Here is an 18,152-nt window from a genome sequence, read left to right as displayed (position 1 = left end):
AAGCAGCATCCAGAGGAGTCGGCCATGAGTTACCAGCACCAGTACGTAGACGGCACACGCATTCACTTCCCGTTGGGCAAGGTGGTGTGTATCGGCCGTAACTATGCCGAGCATGCCAAGGAGCTGGACAACCCGATCCCCACCGAACCGCTGCTGTTCATCAAGCCGGGTAGCTGCGTGGTGCCGGCCGAGGGCGGTTTCAAGATTCCGGTCGAGCGTGGCTCGGTGCACTACGAGGCGGAAATTGCCGTGCTGCTGGGCAAGCCGCTATCGACTCATCCGAGCGAGGAGGAGGTGCTGGATGCCATTTCCGGTTACGCCCCGGCGCTGGACCTGACCCTGCGCGATGTGCAAGCCAAGCTGAAGGAAAAGGGCCTGCCCTGGGAGCTGGCCAAGTGCTTCGACGGCGCCTGCGTATTGCCGCCGTTCGTGTCGGCTGCCAGTTTCGAGGATGTGACCGACATCCCGGTGCGCCTGACCGTCAACGGCGAAGTTCGCCAGGACGGCAACAGCGCGATGATGCTCAACCCCATCGTGCCGATGATCCAGCACATGGCCGCGCATTTTTCGCTGCAGGCTGGGGATGTGATCCTCACCGGCACCCCGTCGGGTGTGGGGCCGTTTAATGTCGGTGACGAAGTGGTGCTCGAGCTGCCGGGTGTTAGCCGCTTCGAAAGCCGGGTGCTCTGACTCGAAACCGCGTCGCCTTCTTCGCGGGTAAACCCGCTCCCACAGGAATTTCACCAGCCTCAGGCCTGTGGAGACCCCTGTGGGAGCGGGTTCACCCGCGAAGAGGCCGGTCCTGTTTACCGATTTTTCACACCCGATCAGGATAATGCGCGAACCTATGCCCATTCTCCTCAGGACCCCCGCATGCCATCACCCAGCGCCCCGGCAACCCCAAAGCGTCGTTTCTTCCTGCGCTGGCCCTTCGGCCTGGCCGTGGCAGCGGTAATCGGCTATGGCGTGGCCGTGGCCATGCACTGGGATGACCGCGGCGCGCTGTGGGTCAAGGAAAGCTTCGAAAGCACCGCCGAACGCAGCGAAAGCGTATGGCTGCCGGACTACCAGGTGGATATCGATGCCAAACCTTTGCCGGGCATGGACGATGATGAAGCTTCGGATGTGGCCTTCAACCCACGTACCCGCACGCTGTTCGCTGTCATGGGCAAGAACCCGATCCTGGTCGAACTGAGCCTGGATGGCGATGTTCTGCGCAAGATCCCCCTAAACGGCTGGAACAACCCCGAAGGCGTCGCCGTGCTGGAAGACGGCTACCTGGCAATCACCGACGAGCGCCTGCACGACCTGACCGTGGTCAAGGTGGATGCGCAGACCACCGTGTTGAACCATGATGATTTCCAGAGCCACGACCTCGGCCAGTCGGTGAAGAGCAACAAAGGTTTCGAGGCGGTAGCTTGGGACCCGCTGCGCCAGCGCCTGGTCATCGGCGAGGAGCGCCCGCCCAAGCTGTACACCTGGAACACCGATGGCCGCAGCCCGCTCACGGGCGAAAAGCAGCCGTTGCCTAGTGACGAACTGGACCTGCGCAACCTCTCGGCGCTGGGTGTCGACCCGCGTACAGGCCACCTGCTGGTACTTTCGGCCGATTCCAACATGCTCCTGGAGCTGGACGAGCAGGGCCAGCAAGTCAGCTTCATGACCTTGCTCGGCGGTTTCAACGGCCTGCAGGACACCATCCCGCGTGCCGAAGGGGTGGCCATGGACGACAAGGGCAACCTGTACATGGTCAGCGAGCCGGCCCTGTTCTATCGCTTCAGAAAGAACTGAGCCCAATATCCGACTTTTCGGATGCTGGCATTAAGCTTTACTTCAGTTGTTCATGGTTAGATTCGCCACCCCTATGTCGAGTCTGCCCCCATGCGCCGTTTTGTTCGCCCGTTTCCTGTTCTGGCCGTCATCGGCTTGATCCTGCTCGGCTTGGCCGGGCAGGAGTTTCGCCTGTTCGAGCGTGGCTGGTTCAACCTCAAGGCCTGGTGGCAGCCAGCCGAACAGAGCATCGGCCTGGACCGTTACCAGGTAGTGGTTGAGGCGCAGCCGGTTGAAGGGCTGGATGACGACATATCGGCGCTGACCTACGACCCCGATCGCAAGACTCTGTTTACAGTCACCAATGCCCGCTCGGAGCTGATCGAGCTGTCGCTGGACGGCCGCATCCTGCGCCGGGTACCGCTGACCGGCTTCGGCGACCCGGAAGCCGTGGAGTACGTCGGGCCCAACAGCTATGTGATCACCGACGAGCGTCAGCAGCGGCTGATTCGCGTGCGCCTGGAAGACGACACGATGTTCCTTGATGCCGGCGATGCCGAGCAGCTGACCCTGGGCATTGGCCTGAACGGCAACAAGGGCTTCGAGGGGCTGGCCTACGATTCGGCGGGCAAGCGCCTGTTCGTTGCCAAGGAGCGTGACCCGATGTTGATCTACGAGGTGCATGGCTTCCCGCACGACAAACCTGAGCAGCCCTATGCGGTGCATGTGGTACAGGACCGCAAGCGCGATTCGCGGCTGTTCGTGCGGGACCTGTCGAGCTTGCAGTTCGATGAGCGCAGCGGGCACCTGCTGGCGCTGTCGGACGAGTCGCGGCTGGTGCTGGAGCTGGATGTCGAGGGTCGGCCGCTGAGTACCATGTCGTTGCGCAAGGGGTTTCAGGGGTTGCAGGCGACGGTGCCGCAGGCGGAGGGGATTGCGATGGACGAGGCGGGGACCATCTACCTGGTCAGTGAGCCGAACCTGTTCTATGTGTTCAAACAGCCAGCGGAGTGAGTGCCTGTGAGGACCTATTCGCGGGTGAACCCGCTCCCACAGGGATGTCACGGGCCTTGAGGCCAGCGCATTACCTGTGGGAGCGGGTTTACCCGCGAAGGGTTTTACTCGGCCTTCAGGCTCTTCACGCCCTCAGCGGTACCCAGCAACAGCAAATCCGCCGGCCGCGCCGCGAACAGGCCGTTGGTCACCACGCCAACGATGGCGTTGATCTGCGCTTCCAGCTCCACCGGGTTGGTGATCTGCAGGTTGTGCACATCGAGGATCACGTTGCCGTTGTCGGTAACCACGCCCTCACGGTAAACCGGGTCACCACCCAGCTTGACCAGCTGACGCGCCACGTGACTGCGGGCCATAGGGATCACTTCGACCGGCAGCGGGAAGGCGCCCAGCACCGGTACCAGTTTGCTGGCGTCGGCGATGCAGATGAAGGTCTTGGCCACTGCAGCGACGATTTTCTCGCGGGTCAGGGCTGCGCCGCCGCCCTTGATCAGGTTCAGGTGCGCGTCGCTCTCGTCGGCGCCGTCCACGTAGAACTCCAGTTCGCTGACGCTGTTCAGCTCGTAGACCGGGATGCCATGGCCCTTCAGACGCTGGGCGGTGGCTTCGGAGCTGGCGACCGCGCCGTCGAAGGCGGTCTTGTGCTGAGCCAGGGCGTCGATGAAGAAGTTGGCGGTCGAACCGGTACCGACGCCGACGACGCTCTTTTCATCCAGCTTGGGCAGAATGATGTCGACAGCGGCCTGGGCGACGGCCTGTTTGAGTTGGTCCTGGGTCATGCGGGCTCCGAGAGGGGCAGGTGCGGTTTTGAAAAGAGCCTAGTATAACGGCTCGGGCGGCTTTGCTGTGGTCGCCCGACGTAGCGCTGGGGTAGACTCCCAGCCCTTGTCCCGCGGCCCAGTGATGCTTTCCCGATGCTCGAACAGTACGTCAAGAAGATCCTCACCTCGCGCGTCTACGACGTTGCGGTCGAAACCCCGCTGCAGAGCGCGGGGCAGCTGAGCAAGCGCCTGGGCAACCAGATTCTGCTCAAGCGCGAAGACTTGCAGCCGGTGTTCTCGTTCAAGATCCGCGGGGCCTACAACAAGCTGGCCCAACTGACACCGGATGAGCTAGCCCGTGGCGTGGTCACCGCCTCGGCCGGCAACCACGCCCAGGGCCTGGCCTTGGCCGCACGCGAGATGGGCATCAAGGCCACTATCGTGATGCCCAAGACCACCCCTGAGATCAAGGTCGAAGGCGTGCGTTCGCGGGGCGGCAAGGTGGTGCTGCATGGCGACTCGTTCCCCGAGGCGCTGGCCTATTCGCTGAAACTGGTCGATGAAAAGGGCTTCGTCTACGTACACCCCTACGACGATCCGCACACCATCGCCGGGCAGGGCACGGTGGCCATGGAAATCCTGCGCCAGCACCCTGGCCAGCTGGACGCGATCTTCGTGCCGGTGGGTGGCGGTGGCCTGATCGCCGGGATTGCTGCCTACGTGAAGTACCTGCGCCCGGAAATCAAGGTGATAGGCGTCGAGCCGGACGACTCCAACTGCCTGCAGGCGGCCATGGCGGCCGGTGAGCGCGTGGTGCTGCCGCAGGTGGGGCTGTTCGCCGACGGCGTTGCGGTGGCGCAGATCGGCCAGCATACCTTCGATATCTGCCGCCATCATGTGGATGAAGTGGTCACCGTCAGTACCGACGAGATCTGCGCGGCTATCAAGGATATCTACGATGATACCCGCTCGATCACCGAACCTGCCGGTGCCCTGGGTGTGGCGGGCATCAAGAAGTACGTCGAGCTGTACGGCGTGACCGGGCAGACTCTGGTGGCCATCGACTCCGGTGCCAACGTCAACTTTGACCGCCTGCGCCATGTGGCCGAGCGTGCCGAGCTGGGTGAAAAGCGCGAAGCGATCATCGCCGTGACCATTCCCGAGCGCCCGGGCAGCTTCAAGGCCTTCTGCGAGGCTATCGGCAAGCGCCAGATCACCGAGTTCAACTACCGCAAGCACACCTCCGACGAGGCGCATATCTTCGTAGGCGTGCAGACCCACCCGGACAACGACCCACGGGCGGCGCTGGTGCAGCAGCTGACCGAGCAGGGCTTCCCGGTTACCGACCTGACCGACAACGAGCTGGCCAAGCTGCATATTCGCCACATGGTCGGTGGCCATTCGGCCGGTGCCAGTGACGAAATGGTGCTGCGCTTCGAGTTCCCCGAGCGGCCGGGGGCGCTGTTCAACTTCCTCAACAAGCTGGGCGGGCGCTGGAACATCTCGATGTTCCATTACCGCAACCATGGCGCCGCTGACGGGCGCGTGGTGGCGGGGCTGCAGGTGCCGGAGGACGAGCGCCACCTGGTGCCGGCGGCGCTGGCGAAGATCGGCTACCCGTACTGGGACGAGACTGACAACCCGGCCTACAAGCTGTTCCTGGGCTGAGCGGCTAAGCTGGGGCTGATGGCCTTCCGCGGGCTTGCCCGCTCCCACAGGTACTGCGCAGGCTTCAGGGCCTGTGATATCCCTGTGGGAGCGGGCAAGCCCGCGAAGAAGCCTGCACAAAATGGCCTGCTTAAGGACAACCGAGACATGGAACACCTGACCACCCTCAAGACCCTGCACATCATCGCCACCGTACTCCTGCTGCTGGGCGCTCTGGGCCTGGCGCTCTGGACCGTGCGCGCCCGCCGTCAGGGCGATGCCGAGGCCTATGCCAAGCTGCTGCGTCGCCCGCTGGTGTTCGTCTGGCTGGTGATGGGTCTGTGCCTGGTGAGCATGCCGTTCACCGGCTGGTGGCTGGTACACCTGGTGGGCTGGCCGCTGGGGCAGGCCTGGGTGCTGGCTTCCAGCGTCATCTATACGCTGGGCGCGTTTGCCGTGTGGTGGCTGCTGGTGCGGCTGAACCGGCTGCGCAAGGCCGAGGTGGTCGGGTTGCGCTTGACCTTGGCATTGGCGGTGTTCAGTGGGGTTTGCTTCCTGTCCATCGCAGGGCTGATGGGGGCCAAGCCGGTCTGACAGCCTTGTGCTGTATGTGCTGGCCTCTTCGCGGGTAAACCCGCTCCCACAGGCTATGCGCAAGGCTTGAGGGCTGTGCAGTACCTGTGGGAGCGGGTTTACCCGCGAAGAGGCCGGCACAGGAAAACCTCAATCCCGCAGTGAAACCACCGGCCACCCGCGCTTCTCGGCCTCCGCCCGCAGCTTCGGGTCGGGGTCCACCGCCACCGCATGCGCTACCCGCTGCAGCAACGGCAGGTCATTCATCGAGTCGCTATAGAAATAGCTGTCCTCAAGATCGAAGCCGTTCTCCAGCATCCAGCGCTCCAGCCGCGTCACCTTGCCTTCACGGAAACACGGTATATCGGTACTACGCCCGGTATAGCGGCCATCACGCGTCTCACATTCGGTCGCCAGCAACACGCGAACACCCAGGCGCCGGGCAATCGGTGCAGTGACGAAGCGGTTGGTGGCGGTGATGATCACCAGCTGGTCGCCGGCCTCGCGGTGCTGCTGCAGCAACCTCAGCGCCTTGGGCAGGATGATCGGCTCGATGCAGTCGCGCATGAAATCGCGGTGCCATTCGTCGAGCTGGGCTACCGGTGTTGCCGCAAGGATTTCCATGGAAAAGGCCAGGTAGGCCTGCAGGTCCAGGGTGCCGTTCAGGTAGTCCTGATAGAAGCCATCGTTGCGTTGCTTGTAGGCAATCGGGTCGAGAATGCCGCGCTGGCAAAGGTAGTCACCCCAGGCATGGTCGCTGTCGCCACCGAGGAGGGTATTGTCCAGGTCGAATAAAGCCAGGCGCATCGCGGTCACTCGCATCAGCCACAGGGTAGGCCCGCAGAATACGGAGTTTTCACGCAGCTGCACATAAGCTTTGCGGGCGCGTTGCTGCGCTCGCAAGCTTTGTGGAACAATGCGGTGACATGCGTTTGCGAGGTTGCTGCCGTGATCGACCCGGATGGTTTTCGCCCCAACGTCGGGATCATTCTCACGAATGATGCCGGGCAGGTGCTATGGGCTCGACGGATCAACCAGGATGCCTGGCAGTTTCCCCAGGGTGGTATCAACCCTGACGAGACGCCGGAAGATGCCCTGTACCGCGAGCTGAACGAAGAAGTTGGCCTTGAACGCGATGATGTGGAAATTCTTGCCTGCACCCGTGGCTGGTTGCGTTATCGTTTACCCCAGCGACTGGTGCGTACGCATAGCCAGCCGCTGTGCATCGGCCAGAAGCAGAAATGGTTCCTGCTGCGCCTGGTCAGCAACGAACAACGGGTGCGGATGGACCTGACCGGCAAGCCGGAATTCGATGGTTGGCGCTGGGTCAGCTATTGGTACCCGCTGGGCCAGGTTGTGACATTCAAGCGCGAGGTCTACCGACGCGCCCTGAAAGAGCTAGCACCGCGTCTGCTGACGCGCGACTGACGACGGAGTTCGACCCCGAGCCATGCTCAATACGCTGCGCAAGATCGTCCAGGAAGTAAACTCCGCCAAAGATCTCAAGTCGGCGTTGGGGATCATTGTCTTGCGTGTCAAGGAGGCCATGGGCAGCCAGGTCTGCTCGGTCTACCTGCTCGACCCGGAAACCAACCGCTTCGTGCTGATGGCCACCGAAGGCCTGAACAAGCGTTCCATCGGCAAGGTCAGCATGGCCCCCAACGAAGGCCTGGTCGGCCTGGTCGGTACCCGGGAAGAGCCGCTGAACCTGGAAAACGCTGCCGATCACCCGCGTTACCGCTACTTTGCCGAAACCGGCGAAGAAAAATTCGCGTCGTTCCTTGGTGCGCCGATCATCCACCACCGCCGCGTGGTCGGGGTACTGGTCATCCAGCAAAAGGAGCGCCGCCAGTTCGACGAGGGCGAAGAAGCCTTCCTGGTCACCATGAGCGCCCAGCTCGCCGGGGTTATCGCCCACGCCGAAGCGACCGGCTCGATCCGCGGCCTGGGCCGCCAGGGCAAGGGCATCCAGGAAGCGCGCTTCGTCGGCGTGCCGGGCTCGCCTGGCGCCGCCGTGGGGCGCGCGGTGGTGATGCTGCCGCCAGCGGATCTGGAAGTGGTACCGGACAAGACTGTCGACGACATCGACGCCGAACTGAAACTGTTCCAGAACGCCCTCGAAGGCGTGCGCGACGATATGCGCAAGCTGTCGGCCAAGCTGGCCACCCAGCTGCGCCCGGAGGAGCGCGCACTGTTCGATGTGTACCTGATGATGCTCGAAGATGCGGCCCTGGGCGGTGAGGTGACCGAGGTCATCAAGACCGGCCAGTGGGCCCAGGGCGCCCTGCGCCAGGTGGTGGGCGAGCACGTCAACCGCTTCGAGCTGATGGACGATGACTACCTGCGCGAGCGCGCCTCCGACGTCAAGGACCTGGGCCGGCGCCTGCTGGCCTACCTGCAGGAAGCCCGCGCGCAGTCGCTGGTGTATGCCGACAACACCATCCTGGTCAGTGAAGAGCTGACCCCGGCGATGCTCGGCGAAGTGCCGGAAGGCAAGCTGGTCGGCCTGGTCTCGGTATTGGGCTCGGGCAACTCCCACGTAGCCATCCTGGCCCGCGCCATGGGCATCCCCACGGTGATGGGCCTGGTCGATTTGCCTTATTCCAAGGTCGACGGCATCGAGATGATCGTCGACGGCTACAAGGGCGAGGTGTTCACCAACCCCAGCGAAGTGCTGCGCAAGCAGTACAGCGACGTGGTCGAGGAGGAGCGCCAGCTGGCCCAGGGCCTGGATGCCCTGCGCGAACTGCCGTGCGTTACCCCGGACGGCCATCGCATGCCGCTGTGGGTCAATACCGGCCTGCTCGCCGATGTGGCCCGTGCCCAGCAGCGCGGCGCCGAAGGGGTGGGGCTGTACCGCACCGAAGTGCCGTTCATGATCAACCAGCGCTTCCCCAGCGAGAAAGAGCAGTTGGCCATCTACCGCGAGCAGCTGGCGGCCTTCCACCCGCTGCCAGTGACCATGCGTACTCTCGACATCGGCGGCGACAAGTCGCTGTCGTACTTTCCGATCAAGGAAGAAAACCCGTTCCTGGGCTGGCGCGGCATCCGCGTCACCCTCGACCACCCGGAAATCTTCCTGGTGCAGACCCGCGCCATGCTCAAGGCCAGCGAGGGGCTGAACAACCTGCGCATCCTGCTGCCGATGATTTCCGGCATCCATGAGCTGGAAGAAGCGTTGCACCTGATCCACCGCGCCTGGGGCGAGGTGCGTGACGAAGGCACCGATGTGCCGATGCCGCCGGTTGGCGTGATGGTGGAAATTCCTGCGGCGGTGTACCAGACCAAGGAGCTGGCGCGGCAGGTGGACTTCCTGTCGGTCGGCTCCAACGACCTGACCCAGTATCTGCTGGCGGTGGATCGCAACAACCCGCGTGTCGCCGACCTGTACGACTACCTGCACCCGGCGGTGTTGCAGGCGCTGAACACGGTAGTGCGCGACGCCCATGGTGAAGGCAAGCCGGTAAGTATCTGCGGTGAGATGGCCGGTGACCCGGCAGCGGCGATCCTGTTGATGGCCATGGGCTTCGACAGCCTGTCGATGAACGCCACCAACCTGCCGAAGGTGAAGTGGATGCTGCGCCAGGTGAACATGAGCAAGGCCAAGGAGCTGCTGGTGGAGGCCTTGAGCCATGACAACCCGCAGGTTATCCACAGCTCGCTGCAGCTGGCCCTGAAGAACCTCGGGTTGGCGCGGATGATCGGGCCTGGGGCCAATAAAACCCTGTGAATGTGAGGTAGCCTGTTCCGGCCTCTTCGCGGGTAAACCCGCTCCCACAGGTACTGCGCAGCCTTCAGATGCGGCGCAGTACCTGTGGGAGCGGGTTTACCCGCGAAGAGGCCGGAGCAAGCAACATCAAATTATCAGACCAGCAACTCAACTTCCCCCAAGTGCCCACCAAAAGGCCCGAAACTGCGCTCAACCAGACGCCTTCTGCCCTGATCATCCACAATCAGCACCGTGCTCGCCCGTGTCCCGTAGTTCTGGCTGGCAATGAACACACTCGACAGCAGTTTCTCTGTTGCCAAACCAACGCCCGTCTCCGGCAACTCGCCCTCCGGCGCCGGTTCGGCATCTGCCAGCAACCCCAGCAAGCGCTGTGGCTCCGGCGTTTCCAGTAACCCTTCCAGCCCACTACGCGCCTTCACCAGCTTCGGCCAAGGCGTATCCAGCCCGGCATTGGAAAGCCCGTAAACCCCTGTCTCCAGCAAGCGCGGCGCTGCGTCCCGGGCATGCAGATAACCCAGCTGCCGACTATCGCCGACCAGCAGGTTGAACCCGGAGTACTGAGCGCTGCGGCTGGCCACCTGGTCCAGATAGGCCTCGACCCCCAACTCACCCTGCAGATACGCCGCCACCAGCTCGCCCCGCGAGCGCGGCCCCAGTGGCTGCGCCGGGTCGCGAATATTGGTCAGCGCCGCGAACCGCCCCTGCGGGCCAACGCCCAGCCAGGTGCCACCGGCCTCCAGGTCGCGCCCGGCATATATCCCGGGCGCATCCTCCCAGGCCGCCAGAGCCTGGGTGGGGCGGGCATAGAACTCATCGCGGTTGGCCGCCACGATCAGCGGCAGGGCATGTTCCGGCCGCCAGGCGAATACGATCAGGCACATCGGTCAGGCCTCTGGGTTTTTTGCCACTTTACGCACAGCGGCAGAGACGATCCATCCTGACACACTGTTCACTAGAGCCCCGAGCCCGGCTTCCGTTACCATGCCGCATTGTTTTCTCGGGGAAGACGAATGGAATTCGTGCTCTATCTGCTGTTGGGGGCCTGTGCCGGTGTGCTGGCCGGGCTGTTCGGCGTGGGCGGCGGTATCATCATCGTGCCGGTGCTGGTGTTCAGCTTCACGCTGCAAGGTTTCGATGCCTCGGTGCTGACCCACCTGGCGGTCGGTACCTCGCTGGCAACCATCGTCTTCACCTCGATCAACGCCGTGCTCGAGCACCATCGCAAGGGCGCGGTGCAATGGCCGATCTTTGCCTGGATGACCCTCGGCATCCTCCTTGGGGCTGGTGTCGGGGCAAAGACCGCCTCGCTGATCCAGGGGCCGCTGCTGCAAAAGATCATCGGCGTGTTCGCCCTGGTCATCGCCGTGCAGATGGCCCTGGACATCAAGCCAAAGGCCAGTCGTGGTATCCCCGGCAAGCCCGCGCTGATCGGTGCAGGTGGGGTGATCGGCTGGGCTTCGGCCATTTTCGGCATCGGCGGCGGTTCGCTGACCGTGCCGTTCCTGACCTGGCGCAGCCTGCCCATGCAGCAGGCAGTGGCCACATCTTCGGCCTGTGGCCTGCCGATTGCCTTGGCCAGTGCCTTCAGTTTCATGCTGCTGGGCTGGCATGAGGAGCACCTGCCGGACCACAGCTTGGGTTACGTATACCTGCCGGCGCTGCTCGGCATTGCCGTGACCAGCATGTTTTTCGCCCGCTTCGGCGCGCGCCTGGCGCACAAGCTGTCGCCACGTTTGTTGAAACGCCTGTTCGCAGCCCTGTTGTTCTGTGTCGGCCTCAGCTTTTTGATTTGAATCGAGAGGAAGTTCCATGCTGCCTTACCCGCAGATAGACCCCGTGGCCGTCGCCATCGGGCCGCTGAAAATCCATTGGTACGGCCTGATGTACCTGGTCGGCATCGGCGGTGCCTGGCTGCTCGCCTCGCGCCGGCTGAACCGCTTTGACCCCACCTGGACGCGCGAAAAGCTCTCCGACCTGGTGTTCTGGCTGTCGATGGGCGTGATCGTCGGTGGCCGCCTGGGCTACGTGCTGTTCTACGACCTGCACGCCTACCTGGCCAACCCGACGCTTATCTTCGAGGTATGGAAGGGTGGCATGTCGTTCCATGGCGGCTTCATCGGCGTGATGCTGGCGGCCCTGTGGTTCGGCAAGCGCAACAACAAGTCGTTCTTCGAGCTGATGGACTTCGTCGCTCCGCTGGTGCCGATCGGCCTGGGGGCCGGGCGCATCGGCAACTTCATCAACGCCGAGCTGTGGGGCAAGGCCACCGATGTGCCATGGGCGATGGTCTTCCCGCCGTTCAGCGACCCGGCGCAGCTGCCGCGCCACCCGTCGCAGCTTTACCAGTTCGCACTCGAAGGTGTGGCGCTGTTCCTGATCCTCTGGGCGTTCTCGCGCAAACCGCGGCCGACCATGGCGGTATCCGGCATGTTTGCGTTGTTCTACGGCATCTTCCGCTTCATCGTCGAATTCGTCCGCGTACCGGATGCCCAGCTTGGCTACCTGGCCTGGGGCTGGCTGACCATGGGTCAGATTCTGTGCGTGCCGATGATCCTGGCTGGCCTTGGCCTGATCTGGTGGGCTTATAATCGCAAGCCTACGGCGAAACCCGCCTGATTAATCCCACGGCAGGGGCGATCCTCCTGCCGTTTTTGCTACAGGTAAGCCATGAAACAGTATCTGGACCTGGTCCGCGACGTCATCGACAACGGCACATTGCAGGGGAACCGCACCGGCATCCGCACCATCAGCCTGCCGGGCGCCATGCTGCGTTTCGACTTGCAGAAGGGCTTTCCGGCCATTACCACGCGCAAGCTGGCGTTCAAGTCGGCGATCGGCGAAATGGTCGGCTTTCTGCGTGGCGTGAAGAACGCCGGTGAATTCCGCGAGCTGGGCTGCAAGGTCTGGGACCAGAACGCCAATGAGAACGCCCAGTGGCTGGCCAACCCGTTCCGCCAGGGCCATGACGACCTGGGCGAGATCTACGGCGTGCAGTGGCGCCAGTGGCCGGGCTACAAACGCATTCCGCTGACCAACCCGGCGGCCATTGAAATGGCTGAAAAGGCGGGCTTCCGCCGCATCGCCCAGGACGAGGAGGACGGCGTCGCGTTCGTCATCCTGTACAAGGCCATCGACCAGGTGCGCCAGTGCCTGGACACCATCGCCAACGATCCGGGCAGCCGTCGTATCCTGTTCCACGGCTGGAACTGTGCACAGCTGGACGAAATGGCCCTGCCGCCGTGCCACCTGCTGTACCAGTTCCACCCGAATGTGGAGACCAGGGAGATTTCCCTGACCCTCTACATCCGCTCCAACGACCTGGGCCTGGGTACGCCGTTCAACCTCACCGAAGGTGCGGCGCTGCTGTCGCTGTTCGGCCGCCTGACCGGCTACACCCCTCGCTGGTTCACCTATTTCATTGGCGATGCCCATGTGTATGAGAATCACCTGGACATGCTCAACGAGCAGCTCAAGCGTGAGCCGCTGGAGGCACCGAAGCTGGTGATCAGCGACCGCGTGCCGGCGTTTGCCGAGACGGGCAAGTACGAGCCGGAGTGGCTGGAGAAGATCGAGCCGAGCGATTTCTGGCTGGAAGGGTATGAGCATCATGCGCCGATGACAGCGCCGATGGCGGTCTGACAGATCTCTATTTGCCTGAAATGGCCTATTCGCGGGTAAACCCGCTCCCACAGGTGCTGCACAGGTCTGAGCTTTGTGCGGTCCCTGTGGGAGCGGGTTTACCCGCGAAGCTTTTTGGCTCAATGCCCGTGACTTCGGCCCACATGCGAATGCTCGGTTTCCGGCACTGATACCGCCCCGTTCGTCTCCAGTTGCTGCAAGATCGCGCACTCCGCCCCCTGCGCATTGCAGCGTCGGCGCAGTTCTACCAGCTGCTCCTGCAACGCCACCAGCCCATCGATCCGCGCCTGCACATGCTCGATATGCTCGTCGATCAGCGCATTGACGCTGCCGCACGAATCATCGGGGCTGTCGCGCAGGCGTAGCAGGCTGCGGATCTCATCCAGGGTCATGTCCAGGGTGCGGCAGTTGCGGATGAAGGTCAGCCGCTCGACATGGGCCTGGGTGTACAGCCGGTAGTTGCCGTCGCTGCGCGCCGGCTCCGGCAGCAGCTGTTCGCGCTCGTAGTAGCGGATGGTTTCCACCGCGCAGTCGGTGGCTCTGGCCAGCTCTCCGATCTTCATCAGCAAATTCTCCAGCAAGTGGCTTGACCCTATAGTGGCTACAGGGTGTTCACTTGGCAACAGGCTCAAATTAAGGATGACCCCATGAACCAGCCTGTCAGCCACGAACACAAGCACGATCACCACGCTCACAGCTGCTGTGGCAGCGCTGCTGCGCCAGCCTTGGTCCAACTGAGCGAAAAGGCCAGCAGCCATGCCCAGTTCAGCCGTTTCCGCATCGAGGCCATGGACTGCCCTACCGAGCAGACCCTGATCCAGGACAAGCTGGGCAAGCTGGCCGGTATCGAGCAGCTGGAATTCAACCTGATCAACCGTGTGCTTGGCGTTCGCCATACCCTGGGCGGCACCGCTGAAATCGAGCAGGCCATCGATAGCCTGGGCATGAAAGCCGAGCCGCTTGGCGCCGAAGACGAAGGCGCCGCCAGCCCACCACAAGTGGCCAAGACCCGCTGGTGGCCGCTGACGCTGTCCGGTATTGCCGCTGTCGCCGCCGAAATCGTGCATTTTGCCGCGCTGGCTCCGGAGTGGGTGGTGGCGGCGTTGGCGCTGGCAGCGATCTTCGGCTGTGGCCTGGGTACCTACAAAAAGGGCTGGATCGCCCTGAAAAACCGCAACCTCAACATCAACGCGCTGATGAGCATTGCCGTGACTGGCGCAGTGCTGATCGGCCAATGGCCGGAAGCGGCCATGGTGATGGTGCTGTTCACCGTCGCCGAGTTGATCGAAGCTCGCTCGCTGGACCGCGCGCGCAACGCCATCGGTGGCCTGATGCAGCTCACCCCCGACATGGCCACCGTGCGCCAGGCCGACGGCCAGTGGCGGGAAGTGGAGGTGCGGGAGGTGGCCATCGGTGCCCTGGTGCGGGTACGCCCAGGCGAACGCATTGGCCTGGACGGTGAAGTGACTAGCGGGCAATCCAGTGTCGATCAGGCGCCGATCACCGGCGAAAGTCTGCCAGTGGAAAAGGCTGTAGGCGACAAACTGTTCGCGGGTACCATCAACCAGGCAGGGGCGCTGGAGTTCCGCGTTACCGCCGCTGCCGGGCAGTCGACCCTGGCGCGTATCATCAAGGCCGTCGAGGAAGCGCAAGGCGCGCGGGCGCCTACCCAGCGTTTCGTCGACCGCTTCTCGCGCATCTATACGCCGGTGGTGTTCGCTATCGCCCTGGCCGTTGCGGTGATACCGCCGCTGTTCATGGCCGGTGCCTGGTTCGACTGGGTCTATCGCGCCCTGGTGCTGCTGGTGGTGGCCTGCCCATGCGCCCTGGTGATCTCGACCCCGGTGACCATCGTCAGCGGCCTGGCCGCCGCCGCGCGCAAGGGCATCCTGATCAAGGGTGGGGTGTACCTGGAAGGCGGGCGCCAGCTGGACTTCCTGGCCCTGGACAAGACCGGCACCATCACCCATGGCAAGCCGGTGCAGACCGACGCCAAGGTGCTGGAGCCGCTGTTCGAAGGCCGCGCGCAAGCCCTGGCCGCCAGCCTGGGCGAGCGTTCGGACCACCCGGTTTCCCGCGCCATTGCCCAGTTCGGCAAGGAGCAAGGCCTGGCGTTGAGCGAGGTCGATGATTTCGCCGCCCTGGCCGGGCGCGGCGTGCGTGGCACCATCGCGGGGGAGGTTTACCACCTGGGTAACCACCGTCTGGTCGAGGAACTGGGGCTGTGCTCGCCCGAGCTCGAGGCCCAGCTGGATGCGCTGGAGCGCCAGGGCAAGACCGTTGTGCTGCTGCTCGACCGCTCCGGCCCGTTGGCGCTGTTCGCGGTTGCCGACACGGTCAAGGAAAGCAGTCGCCAGGCCATCGCCGAGCTGCATGAACTGGGCATCAAGACTGTCATGCTGACCGGTGACAATCCGCATACCGCCCAGGCCATCGCCACCGTGGTGGGTATCGACCGTGCCGAAGGCAACCTGCTGCCAGCCGACAAGCTCAAGAGCATCGAAGCCCTGTACGCCCAGGGCCATCGGGTGGGCATGGTCGGTGACGGCATCAACGACGCCCCGGCGCTGGCCCGCGCCGAGATCGGTTTTGCCATGGCGGCGGCCGGTACCGACACTGCCATCGAGACGGCCGATGTGGCGCTGATGGACGATGACTTGCGGAAAATCCCGGCCTTCGTCAGGCTGTCGCGCCAAAGTGCGGCGATCCTCATGCAGAACATCGTTCTGGCGTTGGGCATCAAGGCGATCTTCCTGGCGATCACCTTTGCCGGCATGGCCACCATGTGGATGGCGGTGTTTGCCGACATGGGCGTGAGCCTGCTGGTGGTATTCAACGGCTTGCGCCTGTTGCGCAAATAGAGGACGTGCATGCTGAGTTCGGAGCTGAAAGCCTTCTACATGGTGGCCCGCCTGGGCAGTATCACCCTGGCGGCGAAGAAGCTCGGGCTCAGCCAGCCCACGGTGACCACGCAGATTCGCAACCTGGAGAGCCAGTACGCGGTGGAGCTGTTCTACCGAGGCGGGCGGCGCCTGGTGCTGAGCGAGGAGGGCGTGCGCCTGCTGCCGATGGTCAAGGCACTGCTGCAGCAGGAGGCCGACATCGAATTCGAGCTGCGCAACAGCGGCCAGGCCCAGGGCAGCTTGCGCATTGCGGCCACGGCGCCGTACTACATTCTCGACCTGGTGAAGATCTACCGCGAACGCCTGCCGCAGGTGGAAGTAGCGGTGGAAATCGGCAACTCGCAGCAGGTGCTGGAGATGCTCGAGGACTACCGGGTGGATATCGCCGCTTCGTCGCAACTGCTGGAAGACTCGCGGTTGGTGCGGCGGGTGCTGGGGATGGACCCATTGGTAGTCGCGGTGCATCGCAACCACCCGTTGGCACACCGCCAGGCGGTGTCCATCGACGTAGTGGCCGGGCATTGCCTGCTGATGCGCGAGAAAGGCTCGACCACGCGCAAGCTGACCGAGCAGATGATGCAGGAGGCCGGGGTGAAGGCCACGGCATTGCTGGAGATTGGCAGCCGCGAATCGATCCGCGAGGCGGTGCTGCGCAATATCGGCATCAGCGTGATTGCCCGGCATGAGGTGCCGCACAACCCTGAATTGCGGGTGCTGGCGCTGGATAACGCGCCGGTGATGCATGAGTACCTGTATTGCCTGAAGGAGCGGCGCCAGGCCCGGTTGCCGGCGGCGTTCCTTGGGGTGGCGCAGGAAGTTGCCGGTTCACACTTCTAGACCTGTGTTGGCCTCTTCGCGGGCTTGCCCGCTCCCACAGGTACTGCACAGCCTTCAGATGCGGCGCGATCCCTGTGGGAGCGGGTTTACCCGCGAAGAGGCCCGCGAAGGCCACTACAAAATCTGCCTATACCACTATCACCCGCTTTTGCCCTAAAGCCACAGAACCTTCGCACAGCCTTCCTAGCATGGCCCCCATCTCTTCGATGAGGCCCTGCCATGAACCACACCACCCCCGGCGCACAGATGAAAGTGCGCAACATCCACAAGCGCTTCGGCGCCTTCACGGCGCTGAATGATGTCTCGCTGGACATTGCCGCCGGCGAACTGGTGTGCCTGCTCGGCCCGTCCGGCTGCGGCAAGACCACACTGTTGCGCTGCATCGCCGGCCTGGAGCGCCAGGACCGCGGTACGTTGTACATCGGCGAGCGCGATATCTCCGAGCTGCCACCCCAGGCCCGTGACTACGGCATCCTGTTCCAGTCCTACGCGCTGTTCCCCAACCTCACCGTCGAAGCCAACATTGCCTATGGCCTGGCCGGCAGCGGCCGCGAACAGGCCCGCCAGCGAGTGGCCGAAATGCTCGAACTGGTGGGCCTGGCCGGCAGCGAGAAGAAATACCCCGGTCAGCTCTCAGGTGGCCAGCAGCAGCGTGTGGCCATGGCCCGTGCGCTGGCACCGTCGCCATCGTTGCTGCTGCTGGACGAGCCGATGTCGGCGCTGGACGCCCGGGTGCGCGAGCACCTGTGCACCGAACTGCGTCAGCTGCAGCGCCAGCTGGGTATCACCACGCTGATGGTCACCCACAACCAGGACGAGGCCATGCTGATGGCCGACCGTATTGCGGTGATGAACAACGGCCAGGTCGAGCAGTACGCCACCCCTCAGGAAATCTACGACCGGCCGACCACGCCGTTCGTTGCCGAGTTCGTCGGCCAGGGCAACTGGTTGCCGTTCCAGCGCAGCAGTGACAGCCATGCCCAGGTCGGTGGCATGAACATGCGTCTGGCACCAGGTTCGGCCCGACCGAGCAGCGGCCGGCTGTTCTGCCGCCCGGAGGCGATCACGGTCAACCCGGCGGTGCACGAAGAAAACCTGTTCCCGGCCATGGTCCGTGAAATTACCTTTCTCGGTAACCGCTGCCGCATGAGCTTCGAGCTCAAGGCCCTGCCTGGCCATGCACTGCTGGCGGAGCTGGCCCCCGAGGCCATGCCGCGGCTGGGCTCGCAGGACATCTGGGTGGCGCTGCCGCCGCAGAGCCTGCAGGTGTTTGCCTGA

Annotated in this window: 17 protein-coding genes; 13 read left to right on the top strand and 4 right to left on the bottom strand. The window is 63.7% G+C overall.

All coding sequences use genetic code 11. The features are described from left to right. Window positions 1-24 precede the first annotated feature (24 nt). The 3 genes from J5M58_RS19380 (at window position 25) to J5M58_RS19370 (ending at window position 2,784) form a co-directional block, all read left to right on the top strand. Window positions 25-690, top strand: a complete 666-nt coding sequence (locus tag J5M58_RS19380; RefSeq protein WP_207879203.1) for a fumarylacetoacetate hydrolase family protein — start codon at window positions 25-27, stop codon at window positions 688-690. Window positions 691-873: 183 nt separating this feature from the next. Beyond that, window positions 874-1,791 carry an SdiA-regulated domain-containing protein gene (locus J5M58_RS19375; RefSeq protein WP_207879201.1) on the top strand — a complete coding sequence of 306 codons (918 nt, stop codon included), beginning with the start codon at window positions 874-876 and terminating at the stop codon, window positions 1,789-1,791. A gap of 90 nt (window positions 1,792-1,881) precedes the next feature. After that, on the top strand, window positions 1,882-2,784 hold the full coding sequence (locus tag J5M58_RS19370) for an SdiA-regulated domain-containing protein (RefSeq protein WP_112249751.1): 903 nt from the start codon (window positions 1,882-1,884) through the stop codon (window positions 2,782-2,784). A gap of 104 nt (window positions 2,785-2,888) precedes the next feature. Here the strand turns inward: J5M58_RS19370 and rpiA are convergent, their stop codons facing one another. Further along, window positions 2,889-3,563 carry a ribose-5-phosphate isomerase RpiA gene (gene rpiA / locus J5M58_RS19365; RefSeq protein WP_112249749.1) on the bottom strand — a complete coding sequence of 225 codons (675 nt, stop codon included), beginning with the start codon at window positions 3,561-3,563 and terminating at the stop codon, window positions 2,889-2,891. A gap of 135 nt (window positions 3,564-3,698) precedes the next feature. On the opposite strand from rpiA, the gene ilvA reads away from it, so the two are divergent. Together ilvA and J5M58_RS19355 are read left to right on the top strand one after the other, a co-directional pair. After that, window positions 3,699-5,213: a threonine ammonia-lyase, biosynthetic gene (gene ilvA / locus J5M58_RS19360; RefSeq protein WP_207879199.1), complete on the top strand. Its 1,515-nt coding sequence runs from the start codon at window positions 3,699-3,701 to the stop codon at window positions 5,211-5,213. Between the two features lie 147 nt (window positions 5,214-5,360). Further along, window positions 5,361-5,786, top strand: a complete 426-nt coding sequence (locus tag J5M58_RS19355; protein WP_207879197.1) for a DUF2269 domain-containing protein — start codon at window positions 5,361-5,363, stop codon at window positions 5,784-5,786. A gap of 129 nt (window positions 5,787-5,915) precedes the next feature. On the opposite strand, the gene J5M58_RS19350 is transcribed toward J5M58_RS19355, so the two are convergent. Then, complete coding sequence (locus J5M58_RS19350) at window positions 5,916-6,572, bottom strand: HAD family phosphatase (protein ID WP_207879195.1); 657 nt, start codon at window positions 6,570-6,572, stop codon at window positions 5,916-5,918. Between the two features lie 141 nt (window positions 6,573-6,713). On the opposite strand from J5M58_RS19350, the gene J5M58_RS19345 reads away from it, so the two are divergent. Next, the gene (locus J5M58_RS19345; RefSeq protein ID WP_003249017.1) at window positions 6,714-7,193 is read left to right on the top strand and encodes an RNA pyrophosphohydrolase; all 480 of its coding nucleotides are present in this window, start codon (window positions 6,714-6,716) and stop codon (window positions 7,191-7,193) included. 22 nt (window positions 7,194-7,215) lie between these two features. Next, on the top strand, window positions 7,216-9,495 hold the full coding sequence (gene ptsP / locus J5M58_RS19340; protein WP_013974668.1) for a phosphoenolpyruvate--protein phosphotransferase: 2,280 nt from the start codon (window positions 7,216-7,218) through the stop codon (window positions 9,493-9,495). 134 nt (window positions 9,496-9,629) lie between these two features. On the opposite strand, the gene J5M58_RS19335 is transcribed toward ptsP, so the two are convergent. Continuing rightward, window positions 9,630-10,376 (bottom strand): NRDE family protein, encoded by a 747-nt coding sequence (locus tag J5M58_RS19335; RefSeq protein WP_207879193.1) that lies wholly within the window; start codon window positions 10,374-10,376, stop codon window positions 9,630-9,632. A 129-nt stretch (window positions 10,377-10,505) separates the two neighbouring features. Here J5M58_RS19335 and J5M58_RS19330 point away from each other — a divergent pair, with 129 nt between their 5' ends. The 3 genes from J5M58_RS19330 to J5M58_RS19320 are packed head-to-tail and all read left to right on the top strand — an operon-like array spanning window position 10,506 to window position 13,134. Continuing rightward, entirely contained in the window at window positions 10,506-11,288 is a 783-nt protein-coding gene (locus J5M58_RS19330) for a sulfite exporter TauE/SafE family protein (RefSeq protein WP_112249741.1), read from the top strand. A gap of 16 nt (window positions 11,289-11,304) precedes the next feature. Continuing rightward, window positions 11,305-12,111, top strand: a complete 807-nt coding sequence (gene lgt / locus J5M58_RS19325; RefSeq protein WP_013974665.1) for a prolipoprotein diacylglyceryl transferase — start codon at window positions 11,305-11,307, stop codon at window positions 12,109-12,111. Between the two features lie 51 nt (window positions 12,112-12,162). Next, window positions 12,163-13,134, top strand: coding sequence for a thymidylate synthase (locus J5M58_RS19320; RefSeq protein WP_207879191.1), 972 nt, complete (start codon window positions 12,163-12,165; stop codon window positions 13,132-13,134). A gap of 119 nt (window positions 13,135-13,253) precedes the next feature. Here the strand turns inward: J5M58_RS19320 and cadR are convergent, their stop codons facing one another. After that, window positions 13,254-13,697 carry a cadmium resistance transcriptional regulator CadR gene (cadR, locus tag J5M58_RS19315; RefSeq protein WP_112249739.1) on the bottom strand — a complete coding sequence of 148 codons (444 nt, stop codon included), beginning with the start codon at window positions 13,695-13,697 and terminating at the stop codon, window positions 13,254-13,256. Window positions 13,698-13,781: 84 nt separating this feature from the next. Between cadR and J5M58_RS19310 the strand changes: the two genes are divergently transcribed. The 3 genes from J5M58_RS19310 (at window position 13,782) to J5M58_RS19300 (ending at window position 18,152) form a co-directional block, all read left to right on the top strand. Continuing rightward, entirely contained in the window at window positions 13,782-15,995 is a 2,214-nt protein-coding gene (locus J5M58_RS19310) for a heavy metal translocating P-type ATPase (protein ID WP_207879189.1), read from the top strand. Between the two features lie 9 nt (window positions 15,996-16,004). Continuing rightward, window positions 16,005-16,874 (top strand): LysR family transcriptional regulator, encoded by an 870-nt coding sequence (locus J5M58_RS19305; RefSeq protein WP_112249736.1) that lies wholly within the window; start codon window positions 16,005-16,007, stop codon window positions 16,872-16,874. Window positions 16,875-17,093: 219 nt separating this feature from the next. Next, a complete protein-coding gene (locus J5M58_RS19300) occupies window positions 17,094-18,152 on the top strand; it encodes a putative 2-aminoethylphosphonate ABC transporter ATP-binding protein (protein WP_207879187.1) in 1,059 nt (352 codons plus the stop codon).

Source organism: Pseudomonas sp. 32_A (assembly GCF_017490905.1).
GTDB lineage: Bacteria > Pseudomonadota > Gammaproteobacteria > Pseudomonadales > Pseudomonadaceae > Aquipseudomonas > Aquipseudomonas inefficax.
The sequence above is the reverse complement of the archived record's forward strand: the minus strand, read 5'-3'. Positions and strand labels throughout refer to the sequence as shown.

Bases quoted from the DNA above. Each gene is read 5' to 3' on its own strand.
- J5M58_RS19370 (WP_112249751.1), top strand. From the start codon at position 1,882: ATGCGCCGTTTTGTTCGCCCGTTTCCTGTTCTGGCCGTCATCGGCTTG.
- J5M58_RS19355 (WP_207879197.1), top strand. From the start codon at position 5,361: ATGGAACACCTGACCACCCTCAAGACCCTGCACATCATCGCCACCGTA.
- ilvA (WP_207879199.1), top strand. From the start codon at position 3,699: ATGCTCGAACAGTACGTCAAGAAGATCCTCACCTCGCGCGTCTACGAC.
- J5M58_RS19335 (WP_207879193.1), bottom strand. From the start codon at position 10,376: ATGTGCCTGATCGTATTCGCCTGGCGGCCGGAACATGCCCTGCCGCTG.
- cadR (WP_112249739.1), bottom strand. From the start codon at position 13,697: ATGAAGATCGGAGAGCTGGCCAGAGCCACCGACTGCGCGGTGGAAACC.
- J5M58_RS19320 (WP_207879191.1), top strand. From the start codon at position 12,163: ATGAAACAGTATCTGGACCTGGTCCGCGACGTCATCGACAACGGCACA.
- J5M58_RS19350 (WP_207879195.1), bottom strand. From the start codon at position 6,572: ATGCGCCTGGCTTTATTCGACCTGGACAATACCCTCCTCGGTGGCGAC.
- J5M58_RS19380 (WP_207879203.1), top strand. From the start codon at position 25: ATGAGTTACCAGCACCAGTACGTAGACGGCACACGCATTCACTTCCCG.
- rpiA (WP_112249749.1), bottom strand. From the start codon at position 3,563: ATGACCCAGGACCAACTCAAACAGGCCGTCGCCCAGGCCGCTGTCGAC.
- J5M58_RS19330 (WP_112249741.1), top strand. From the start codon at position 10,506: ATGGAATTCGTGCTCTATCTGCTGTTGGGGGCCTGTGCCGGTGTGCTG.
- lgt (WP_013974665.1), top strand. From the start codon at position 11,305: ATGCTGCCTTACCCGCAGATAGACCCCGTGGCCGTCGCCATCGGGCCG.
- J5M58_RS19310 (WP_207879189.1), top strand. From the start codon at position 13,782: ATGAACCAGCCTGTCAGCCACGAACACAAGCACGATCACCACGCTCAC.
- J5M58_RS19375 (WP_207879201.1), top strand. From the start codon at position 874: ATGCCATCACCCAGCGCCCCGGCAACCCCAAAGCGTCGTTTCTTCCTG.
- ptsP (WP_013974668.1), top strand. From the start codon at position 7,216: ATGCTCAATACGCTGCGCAAGATCGTCCAGGAAGTAAACTCCGCCAAA.
- J5M58_RS19300 (WP_207879187.1), top strand. From the start codon at position 17,094: ATGAACCACACCACCCCCGGCGCACAGATGAAAGTGCGCAACATCCAC.
- J5M58_RS19305 (WP_112249736.1), top strand. From the start codon at position 16,005: ATGCTGAGTTCGGAGCTGAAAGCCTTCTACATGGTGGCCCGCCTGGGC.